Below are 11,833 nucleotides of genomic sequence, written 5' to 3'. Positions count from 1 at the left end.
CCGCTGGTAGGTACACAGGGCAACGATAAACAACCTTTTGTGATTTACCAGAACAGGTTGTATCTCCAACGCTATTTCCGGTATGAAACAAATTTTCTGCAACGCATCAGGCAGTTCCTGGTGAAAGAAAAAACACAGCTGCCGGAAAGAATTGCCCTGCTGCAACAACAGCAACCACTTATCAATAAACTGTTTACCGGCAATAATAACGATCCAACCGATTGGCAGCTGGCAGCCGCCATCACCGGCGTGCTGAATAATTTCACGATCATCACCGGGGGGCCCGGTACCGGTAAAACCACCACTGTGGCTAAAATACTGGCCATCCTATTTGCCACCGATCCGGGGCTGAAAGTGGCCCTGGCGGCGCCTACCGGTAAAGCCGCCGCCCGTATGGCGGAAAGTTTACGTAATACGGCCATTAATGTAGATGCGCATATCACTGAAAAATTCCGCGCGCTGCAACCGGCTACCATTCATCGTTTGCTGAAACCTGTCAGTGGCAGCCCGTACTTCAGGCATCATAAAGATAACCCCCTCAACTACGATGTAGTGATTGTAGATGAGTGCTCCATGATTGATGTGGCCCTGTTTGCCAAACTGCTGGATGCCATACACCCGGATACCAGGCTTATTTTGCTGGGCGACAAAGACCAGCTGGCCTCCGTGGAAGCGGGAAGTCTTTTTGGTGACCTCTGCCAGGCACAGGAACACCTGAACCGTTTTAGTAACAGCCGCCGGCAACTGATCAATCATTTTATCCCGGAAGAAAGCCGGCAGATCCCTGGCAGCGCAGTACAAAACGACGATCATCACCCGCTATTCCAGCATCTCGTGGAATTAAGACACAGTCATCGTTTCACCGGCGATAAGGGTATTGGTAAATTCAGCAAGGCTATTATCAGTAATAATGTGCCCGTGATCAGTTCTTTTTTTCCGCCTTCGGCAGATGAACAGGTGGTTATTGACCCTGATGCTTCAGAACAATTGTTCGTGGACTTTATTGCCGGCTATGCCGGCTTTATTGCAGAAAAAGATATTGCTGCTGCGCTGAAATTGCTCAATGCGCAACGCGTGCTCACTGCCGTAAGGGAAGGCCCGCAGGGATTGTATACCGTAAATAAAAAAATAGAAAAGTATTTATCCGATAAAAAGCTGATCGCCGCCAATACAGAATTTTATGAAAACCGGCCGGTGATCCTTACCCGTAACTATTATGAACATGGCTTGTTCAATGGCGATACCGGCATCATCCGTGCGGATGAAAACGGGGTGCTCATGGCCTGGTTTGAAGACAGCACCGGCACATTAAAAGCCGTGCTGCCCGGTTATTTAACCCAGGCGGAAACCGCCTTTGCCATGACCATCCATAAAAGCCAGGGCTCCGAATTTGGGGAAGTACTGGTACTGCTGCCGGATACCACCGATGTACCCATTCTCACCAGGGAACTGCTGTACACCGCGGTAAGCCGCGCAAAAAACAAAGTATATGTACAGGGAACGCCGGAGGTAATACTCATGGCGGCAGAACGCTTCGTAGAAAGGGCTTCGGGCATCGCGGCAAGGTTCAGGGAAGTGGATGCAGCGTCAGATTAAATCACCTGCTTCGGGAATGGCGGAGTGCAAACAAAGGATCTATCAATGGCATTGTTTTTAAAAGTTTCGAACTCACTGAACAGTTTATCGTCCGGGCTGGCGCAAAACCTCCGCGACGCAGGCAACAGTGTGTTCCAGCCTCACTATATCATTACCCAAACGGAAGGGATGAACAACTGGCTGAAACTCCAGCTGGCCGAACATCTGGGCATTGCGGCCAATTGCCGCTTCATGAAGCCCAACGACCTGCTGTACCAGTTGTACGTAATACTGGGCGGGCCGCATTCAGAAGTACTCTCCCCTCAAAATCTCAGCTGGCTGGTATTTAAGCTGCTGGGACAGGAAGAGTTCATTGCCAAATACCCCAAAGTGGCCGCCTATTACACCACAGCCGAAACGGAAAGCGATCTGAAACGAATGGCACTGGCGGAAAAAGTAGCCGACCTGTTCGACCAGTACCAGGTATACCGCCCGGAAATGATCCAGGCATGGACCTTTACCGATACCCCCGAACTGGCCACCGCCGGTTGGCAGCACTGGCTGTGGGTAAAAGTAAAACAGCTCTCCGGCGGCGCCCTGCCCGATAAGACCATTGTAGGGAATTTTATTCTTGATGTCCTGCACAGCAATAGCCAGAAATCAGGACTGGCGGCCCGTATGCCGGTGGTGCACCTGTTCGGGCTGTCTATTATCACGGCCTACCACGTGAAAATCCTGCATGAACTATCGTCTTTTATAGACGTCTATTTCCATATCATTAACCCGTCGCCGGTAATGTTCTGGTTCGACGACCGGAACGAAAAACAAATAGCCCGCTGGCGGCAGAAAGGATTAAAAGATATACAGGATGCCAAAGCCGGCAATGCCCTGCTCACCGGCTGGGGACGGGTAATACAGGACAGCTTCGGCCTGTTCTTCGCCTACGATGCGTTCATCAACGCCTACGAAGAAATTGATACCGTGGAACCCAAACCGGATAGCCTGCTCCATAAAATTCAACACGATATTTTCAACGCGGCAGCCACCACTGCCGACAGGCAACCAATCACCCTGCATGATGTCCGCGACGGCTCCATCACCATCAACGCCTGCTATACCATTGCCCGCGAAGTAGAAGTGGTTTACAACTACCTGGTACACCTGGTAGCGCAACGGAAAGAAGCTTTATCGCCCCGCGACATTGTAGTAATGGTAAGCGATATAGACGCTTATGCACCCTATATCAAAGCCGTGTTCAACAATGCGCCCTATGCTTTCCGCTATACAATTGCAGATGAAAGCTATACCGATAACGATAATCTCTTTAATGCCCTGCATGCCATCCTCACTATGAACGAGGAAAATTTCACCTCGGAAGCGGTGATGCAACTGCTCGACTTTTCCTATATCCGCAAACGCTTTAACCTGAACGACCCGGTGCTCATCCGCCGCATCATTGAGGCAGCCAATATCCGCTTTGGCATTAACGGTAACAAAAAGGACGAAACCCATTTTGTGAGCTGGCAATACGGTATACAACGGATTATGTTTGGTATTTGTATGAGCGGGGAAGAAGAGTACGGCCTCGGGGAAGACAGCTTTTTTCCGCTGGATATTACCGAAGGCAGCGACGCGCATGATGTGATACGCTTCTGTCATTTTGCAGAAGTGCTCATGTCTTCTATCATGGACAGGCGGCGACCACGCACCATTGTGGAATGGGTGGCCTATACCGAAAGAGTATTGCATAACATGGTGTATGAACCGGTAGATGATATTGACGAAGACTATAACACACTCGTAAAACAACTCACCGCTTATAATGCGCTGAATCAATTCATGAGTGAAAAAGTAACTTTCGAAGTATTCAGCCATAGCTTCCTGGATACGCTTACCGGCAGCACCCGTGCAGGATTGTTCGTAAACGGCGGTGTTACTTTCTGCTCGCTCATTCCCATGCGTAGTATCCCTTTCAAAGTGGTAGCGCTCATGGGCCTCAACTACAATAAATTTCCGCGGCGGGAGAATAAGTCGAGCTTCAACCTCATGGAAAAAGACCGGCAGAAAGGCGATCGTAATGTAAAAGAGAACGATAAACACCTGTTCCTTGAAACGCTGCTCTCTGCCAGGGAATACCTGTATATCAGCTATATCGGGAAAGATGCCAAAGACAATACAGATCTTCCGCCATCCGTGCTGGTGGATGAACTGGTGGATTACATTGAAGCTGGTACAGATACACCGGAAGCCGTACGCGGCGAACTAATCACCCTGCAGCCGCTGCAGAGCTTCAGCAGGAAATATGCCGGTTCAGATCACCGTCTTTTTTCTTACCTGAGCAATAAGGAAACCAGCCAAAAAATTTATCTCAACGAAAATAAAATTACCACTCCCTTAACCTTCGAAGAAATTACCCTGGAAGAACTGATCAGCTTCTTTAAAAATCCTTTCCGTGCTTATTATAATAAAGTGCTGGGTATCCGCTACAACGACAACCAGTTGCTGCTCAGCGAAACGGAAATTTTCAACCTGAATAAGCTGCAGCAATGGTCCGTGAAAAATGAACTGCTGCCGGTATCCGGCGATAACAAGAATACGCTGCAAACTACCCTGGTAAAAAAAGGAAAGCTGCCGCTCCGCAATATGGCTACGGTGGCTATCCAGAAAATGGAGGAAATGGTGGTACCGGTACGCAGCCTGTATGAAGCCGTTACCAAAGGCGCGGAAGAAAAACGGATCACCATTGAACTGGTAACGGATGACAGTATGCTGAAAGGAAATCTCCGCGTATTTGATCGAACACTGGTACAGGTGTCGTGGTCAAAAAGGGAAAGTAAGTACCTGATAGAAGCCTATCTTCGCTACCTGGCGGGAAAAGCTGCTGGTGTAATTACGGACCTCTGCTTTATTTCAGGTACCAAAAAAGAAGACGCCTTCCAGGCCGCCCCGTTAACGCAGGAAGAAGCGTTAAGGCGGCTAACGGAAATTGTAAAAGTGTATAAAACAGGTTTCAGCAAAATAATATCCTTCTACCCCGATCTTGAAATCACGGAAAAAGAGTGGTTGAATATGGATCTGAAGAAGTTCAGAGATAAGATATCGGGGATGATAGACCGGCACGAATCGCCGGACCCATATCTGGTACAGGTATATGAACAGGGATTTTTTGAGAAGGAAGAAGCACTGACCAGCTATCTCGACATTCATGAGTTGGTGATACTGCCGCTGACTACCCTGTTACAAGCTTATTTTGAAACAGCAGACAAAGAGAAATGATCGATAGCATTATATATAAACAGTTTGATGCGGGTACCGTTCCGCTGGAAGGCAGCAACCTCATTGAGGCCAGCGCCGGCACCGGTAAAACGTATTCTATCGCCATACTGGTATTACGGCTGATACTGGAGCGAAAGCTATCCGTTAAAGAAATCCTGATGGTTACTTTTACCCGGGCTGCCGTAGCAGAACTGGAAGAAAGGATCCGGCTGTTTATACGCCAGGCCTACAAAGTAAGCCGGGGGCAGGAAATCAGCGATCAAAAGATCATGGACCTGGTTTTCAGCGTCATCGACTTTGATGATCCGCGCCCCGTACAGCAGCTTCTCCGCGATGCCATCCTGCTGCTGGATGAAACATCTGTACTCACCATCCATGGCTTCTGCCAGCAAACGCTGAATGAATATGCCTTTGAAACTAACCAGCTGTTTGGCGCCACTATGGTGCCCGATCTTACACCGGTTATTGAAAACGAGCTGAATAAATTCTGGCGCCGGAATGTAACTACGCTCCATCCCGGCCTGCTGGAACAGATCTGGAACGAAGACATGAAAACCGAGCTGCTGAATGTGATCAAAGAACATCTCAGCGGGAAAAAATTCTTTGGTTATTCAGATGATGTACCTGACGAAATCAGCAGCACCTTGCAGGAGCAATGGCTCGGGGAACTGCAACAGCTGAAGGCAAAAGAACAGGAAGCCACCGAAAAACTGTATGCCGGTATAACAGCCAACAGCGCACATTGGGTAGCCGCCTGCAATGCCAACCGGTACACCAAAAGCGAATGGCCCGACCTGGTAGCCGAACCGGAAGAACTGGTTAAAAAGATAAAGGCCAAACGGGAGAAAGCTAAGTTCATTAATGCCGTTTTTCCGGAAATACTGGAAGAAATAGACAAAATAGAAGCGCTTACCCAACAACTGGAAGAACACCAGCAACTTATCCGCCGGCAGCTGTACTACACCGCTATCAGGGAAATCAGTGAACAGGTGCGTGCATTCAAAGAGCGCAGCAATATGCTGGGCTACGATGACCTCATTAACAACCTGCACACCGCCCTGGTGAAAAATAATAACGAAGCGCTGATAACCTCCTTACAAAGTAAATACAAGGCGGTATTTGTGGATGAGTTCCAGGACACCGACAAAGAACAATTCGAAATATTTGACCGCGCCTTTGGCCACAACACCATCCTGTTCTACATTGGCGATCCCAAGCAAAGTATTTACGCCTGGCGTAAAGCGGATATATTTACCTACTTCAACGCCCGCAACGGCGTGCAACAGGTATACGACATGAATCAGAACTTCCGCTCCTCGGAAAATATGATCCGTGCCATGAACGTGTTCTTTGAGCCCACACCAGGCTTTCCCACTTTTGATTTTGAGGGGCAGGGCGACAGCATCAATTACATCCAGGTACACAGCCCGGAGAACAACCGGAAAGGCTATCTCTATAAAGGAGATACGCCTGATGTACCCATTGAAGTGATGGCCTGTGATAAAAAGGAAACTATTTGCAGCAGCGTAGCCGCACAAATTGCGCAGCTATTGCTGAACAAAGATTACCGCATTGAAAACAAAGAGGGAGCCCGCTCCATTGTTCCGTCGGACATTGGCATACTGGTGCGCACCGGGCAGGAGGGCAGGGACATTAAGCATGCGCTGGCCAAACTCGGCATCCCTGCTGTTACCATCGACGAGGCCAAAGTGCTCCGGTCTGCCGAGGCGCAGCAGCTGCTGCACCTGCTGGAAGCCATGGAAACGCCGGACCGGTCGTCTATCAACCGGGCATTGCTGAGCTCATTCACCGGCTACAACAGCAACACCATCCTGCAGCTGGACGATGAAATAATGCTGGAACTGTTTGGCAAATACCGCACCCTGTGGCAGCGCGATGGCGCTTATACCGCGCTCATGGAGTTTATTACGGACTTCAATGTACGCCAGGTATTACTGGAGGGCCATACAGAAAACGGGGAACGTATCATCACCAACCTGTACCAGTTATCTGAACTGGTACACCAGGTGCAAAGCCGTAAAAACCTTTCCATGCGGGATCTTATCTCCTGGCTCAAACGGGGTATTGATGGCATGACCACCGATGGAGATGAATATGCCCAACGCGTAGAAAGCGATGAAGACGCTGTGAATATAGTAACCATCCATAAAAGTAAAGGACTGGAATATAAAATAGTGATGGCCCCTTTCCTGGATTTTGTGGAGAAGCAAAGAATTGAGTTCGTTAGCTTCCGCGATCCGGCCACAGGCGATTACCTGGGCACACAAAAGGCGTTGCTTACAGAAGAGCAGCTAAAAGCCTATCAACAGCAACAGGAGCAGGAAAACCGCCGTTTGATCTATGTAGCCATCACCCGTGCTGTATATAAATGCTACCTGTTTAAAAACTGCCATCATTCTTTTAAGGAGTCGTCGTTGTCCGTTTTCCTGAAAGCGCTGGCCGCTGAGTTACCCGATACCTCGCTGATACAGCTGCAGGGCGCCTTACCGGAAGCACCGGCAGAAAACTACCGGCAGCAGCTTACCAAAAGCCAGCTGGCCGTGAACATGGCGCCGGTATCTTTTCATTTGCAGGAGCAAAACTGGCGGAAAATGAGCTACACTATGCTAGCAGCCAAACCGGAACACCAGCCGCGGCTGCGTTCTTTCCAACAGGCCGACCCCTACGATAATTTTATTTTTACCACACTGCGGCGCGGCGCCAAAACGGGCAACCTGCTGCACTTTATCTTTGAAAGCATCAATTTTTCCGATAACAGCAAGTGGGAGCACTGGCTGGAAGAGGCTATCCGTAAATTTGTGCCCGGGCAGCGGGAAGTATATCTCGAACGGCTACACGAAATGCTGCAACACGTCATGTACGCTACTATACATATTGACGGCGTTAGCTTCCAGCTGGCATCTGTAGGGCGGCAACAACGGCTGGCGGAGTTTGAATTTGATTTCCCTGTGCCGGTGTTTAAATCGAACCTGCTCAACAACTTGTCCGATGACCAGGTAAGTGTAAGCGTAAAACGGTTCTCTGAATACAGCAGCCAGGAGCTGGAGGGCATCATGAACGGGAAAGTAGACCTGTTCTTTGAGCACCAGGGAAAGTATTATATCCTCGACTGGAAATCGAATTACCTGGGCAACAGCGTAGCGGATTATGATGCGAACAGCCTCGCGGCAGCCATGAACGAAAACAATTACCATCTCCAGTATTTTATTTATACCGTGGCGGTAAAAAAATACCTGGAAAGCCGCATCCCCGGCTTTGATTATGAGAAACAGTTTGGAGGCGTTATCTACTGCTTTGTACGAGGGGTGAGGAATGTAAGTGGTCAGGGTATCTTTACTACAAAACCGGATCTTAAGAAAATCAGGTTACTGGAAGCGTTACTCACCAAATAAAGAAAAGCCATACCCATGAAAAGGAACTGCGCGGATAAACCCTCTCAGGAAAGCTTTGCCTGTATTAACGTCAATACGTTTTCGTATCACGCTGCAACCCAATCGTATACAAATACAGACATCTCCGGAAACATCCCGGAACAGAAGAGAGGCTGTATCAAAGTAATTTCATGACAGGGAACTATGCAAGTCAAAGCTCTCTACATAAAATTATTTTGATACAGTCTTACTTTTAAGGTTTCCTGAACATGTTTTCGCTTACCGGCACATTATTCTCCATTTTTGTAATGTTGATTTTCACTCCTACCGGTTCCTGTGAGATACTGGATCCATAGTTATAGCCATCTGCAGTTTTTGCAAAATTGCTGATATTGGTCACCAGTTCCATGTGCTGGCCCTGGATCGCCATTGAATTGGCCGTTCTCAGTACATTCCCTGTAGCAGGGTCTACAAAACACGTAGTAGCGTTACCGTTAGTATAGGTAATTTTTACTTTCGCCAGTTTTACACCATCAACGGTTTCAGGTTCCAGCAATTCCAGTTTGTTGCCCTTTTCATTGTAGCGGTAGAAATCACCTGTCAGATCCAGTTGCTTGCCCATGGCCCTGATGGAAGCGCTATCCATATCTTCCGGGGTAGTTTTGCCCATCACAGGCATCTGTATCCAGCCACCGGCAGTGGTTAACACCTGGATATTAGTAGTGCCCATCGCTTCAAATTCGAGACGCATGGCTTTATCCTGTAACACCCATCTTTTAAAGGGAAAGTTCATTCCCTGCATTTCCATGGTGCCTTCCGCATACTGGCTTTTCAGTACTTTCAGTTTATCAGCGCCACCCAGCGCTGCAACGTTTTTATTCACGATATCTGCCAGGGACTGTGCCTGTGTGATGATGCCTGAAAGTATTATGAGCAGCAGCAGTGCTATTCTTTTTGTATTTATCATAACCGGTTGATATAGGTTTGTTTCACACAAATTAAATATCTCCCGGAACAAAAACAAAAGCAGCCGTTAAAACAGCCAAACGCCATTCATCATGGCGATACCACAGGTAGTTTCAAAGGAGTTCACATAATTATCAGGGGTTCTGTGCCACCACTGGCCCCACATAAGGCCATTGGAGTTACGGTAATTCCAGGCTTCGGCCGCGTTGTAATTGAGCCAGGCGGCATAGGTGCTCTGGTAGTTGTGGTCTTTCACAAAGCGGCAGGCCCAGCGGGCAAATATGGCTTTGAAGCCCTGGCAGTCGTCGGTATCATATTCATCCGGCAGCAGCCCCTGCGCGTTGCACATGCTGATTTTCGTATAGTCCATGGCTTTAGCGCCCATGGCTTTGTAGTTATCCGAAGGGTAGGAGTTGTGCAGCATACTGCAGGCGCCTATGAATGTGCCCTGGGTATAGGTGCGGGCGCCTTCGGTAATAACGCCGGCGGCATTCATGGCGCCTTTCACTTCACCAGTGCCGGGTACATATAGTTTAGTTACCATCCAGTCTACAATTTGTTTGGCCTTGGTTTTATAGGCAGCGTCGCCGGTGGCCTGGTAGAGGTACATGGCGCAAATAGCTGCGGGCGCGTTCACGCAGGCATTTTTGGTATTGTTGGCAGTGGTCCACCAGAGGCCGCCGCCCAGGTTGGTATCCCAGGCACGGTTCCACACCATGTCGAAGTTGTTTTTGGCCATGTCTTTCATGCCGCCGTCGTTGGTGATCTGGAAAGCGCGGATACACATTAATGCGCCCCATATCACATCGTCGTTGTAGATGTTGGAAGTCCAGAGCAGGCCATAGGCGTCGCGCATGCCGTTGTACAGGTACACCATTTTGTTTTTAAGATCTGCATCGTTGTTGATGTTGTAGGCATCGATCAGTGTTTCGATGGCTTCTGCCTGTCGCCAAAAATCCATACGGCCGGTGTGGTTCACATCTGAATAATAATACGCTTTGAAAGAAGGGCCATAGGTACCATACTGGTGATAAAATGCATTGTTATAGCATTGCATAGCCAGCAACGCTTCGGATTTCACCGGTTGTACGGAGTTAATTGTTACAAGGCCGGTTGTACCGGAAAGGGTGTTATTTTCGGAAGATTTGATCATTTCCGGTTTCTTACAGCCGGTAACAATCAATGCCAGGAGGAGCACTGCCATACAGGTGCTGCGGAGGAGCGCTTTAGCGCAGGGGAGAGTTTTCATGTTTTTCAGTTTTGTGGATTTTGTGGGTTTTGTGGAATAAGCAGTTTTCTGCTGCGCTCAGCCAGTCGTATATAAAGCCGTAATAAACTCAACAAGGGGCAACTGCGCGCTCATAACAGTGGAACCGGGTTTGGCGCAGATGCTTTTACAGGAGGACAGGTATCCTACCGGTAATTACTTACAACCGGTAAAAATATTTTCAGGTAGGGGAACGATTCTACGAACGGAGTCCCTTGCAGCAATAAGGAGGGTTATAATTTCACCTGGCTATTGACCAGCTGAATAATTTCTTCGTGGATTTCGGCTATAGGACGCATTTGCTGCGCATCATTATAGCAGGTGATCCTGTTAATGGTTGGATCTGCCGTTAACAGCGCATCATACTCCCTTTTCACGGCCAGTTGCAGGGAGAAGTCCGCTTCGTGGATATCATCTTTTCCCTGCAGGTATTCCCGGTCTTCGTTTGCGCGCCTTTTGTTAAGCGCCGATTCCGTGAAAGAAAAGGGCACATCCAGGTAAATGGAGAAATGGGGTTTGGGGATCTTGTTATAGTTGTATTCAAATTCATTGATCCAGTTACGCAGGTATTGCTTTTCCTCATCTGAGTGGAGCTTGGCGCACTGGAAGGCAATGTTTGAAAGTACGTACCTGTCTACCAATACAAAGTAACCATCATTCAGCCATTCATTGATCGTAGCGGCAAACTCTTTGCGGTCTTCAGCAAACAATAAGGCTACCAGTTGCGGGTGTACATTTTTCACGTCGCCAAATTCACCACGCAGGAATTTAGCAATGAGTTCGCCAAACATTCCCTTATTGCTACGGGGGAAATGTATAAACCTGGTTCTCTCATTTTTCGACTCCAGGTATTTTGTCAGCAGTTCTATTTGTGTTGACTTACCCGCGCCGTCTAAACCTTCTACCGCTATAAATTTGCTGGTTTTATCCATTACGTTGTCTGAATTAAAGATTGGAAATTAAGGAAAATCTCCCGTTGTTATGTTTAAATGCAAAGAGCCTGCAATGATGAAGGCTCTTTATCACTATGGCGGCGAAGGTAGTAAAGTTTTTTTAAAAAACGAATCCCGGCCGGCAGTTGCTGTTTCAACCGGGGCTGCAGTTGTTTTATCTCAGTTCGGCAACAGCTTGCACATTGTGATCAGTAACATATCACACCAGGCTCTCCTTCAGTTTCTATAATAGTGGCATTACCTGCCTGGTGCTCACGCAAAATTTCCATCCTTGGGTTAGTTTGATCACAGGGTCGCCAAACCTGTGCACGGGTTACTCCATCTTCAATAATAATTTTTATAAAATTTAATCCTTCTGGGGAATGGTATACTGCCAGAAAGCAAGCTTCATGGTATGGGCTGTT

The 11,833-nt window shown here is 48.2% G+C and carries 7 protein-coding genes; 3 read left to right on the top strand and 4 right to left on the bottom strand.

The window, feature by feature from the left end; genetic code table 11:
• The 3 genes from recD to recB all read left to right on the top strand — a co-directional run.
• The coding region (gene recD / locus VN105_RS00230) for an exodeoxyribonuclease V subunit alpha (RefSeq protein WP_325636759.1) at positions 1-1,596 on the top strand (1,596 nt) is incomplete at its 5' end.
• Positions 1,597-1,641: 45 nt separating this feature from the next.
• Positions 1,642-4,851, top strand: a complete 3,210-nt coding sequence (gene recC, locus VN105_RS00225) for an exodeoxyribonuclease V subunit gamma (protein ID WP_325636757.1) — start codon at positions 1,642-1,644, stop codon at positions 4,849-4,851.
• A complete protein-coding gene (recB, locus tag VN105_RS00220; RefSeq protein ID WP_325636755.1) occupies positions 4,848-8,264 on the top strand; it encodes an exodeoxyribonuclease V subunit beta in 3,417 nt (1,138 codons plus the stop codon). Before recC ends, recB begins: the two co-directional genes overlap by 4 nt.
• A gap of 232 nt (positions 8,265-8,496) precedes the next feature.
• Here the strand turns inward: recB and VN105_RS00215 are convergent, their stop codons facing one another.
• The 4 genes from VN105_RS00215 to VN105_RS00200 all read right to left on the bottom strand — a co-directional run.
• Positions 8,497-9,210 (bottom strand): hypothetical protein, encoded by a 714-nt coding sequence (locus VN105_RS00215; protein ID WP_325636753.1) that lies wholly within the window; start codon positions 9,208-9,210, stop codon positions 8,497-8,499.
• Positions 9,211-9,276: 66 nt separating this feature from the next.
• Positions 9,277-10,458: a glycoside hydrolase family 76 protein gene (locus VN105_RS00210; protein ID WP_325636751.1), complete on the bottom strand. Its 1,182-nt coding sequence runs from the start codon at positions 10,456-10,458 to the stop codon at positions 9,277-9,279.
• A gap of 251 nt (positions 10,459-10,709) precedes the next feature.
• Positions 10,710-11,408, bottom strand: coding sequence for a dTMP kinase (gene tmk, locus VN105_RS00205; protein WP_325636749.1), 699 nt, complete (start codon positions 11,406-11,408; stop codon positions 10,710-10,712).
• A 209-nt stretch (positions 11,409-11,617) separates the two neighbouring features.
• Positions 11,618-11,833 (bottom strand): hypothetical protein (locus VN105_RS00200; protein WP_325636747.1); only part of this gene is annotated, 216 nt, incomplete at its 5' end.

Source organism: Chitinophaga sp. (assembly GCF_035564935.1).
Taxonomy (GTDB): Bacteria; Bacteroidota; Bacteroidia; order Chitinophagales; family Chitinophagaceae; genus Chitinophaga.
Note: the sequence above shows the minus strand (reverse complement) of the source record. Positions and strands in the feature narration are given on the sequence as shown.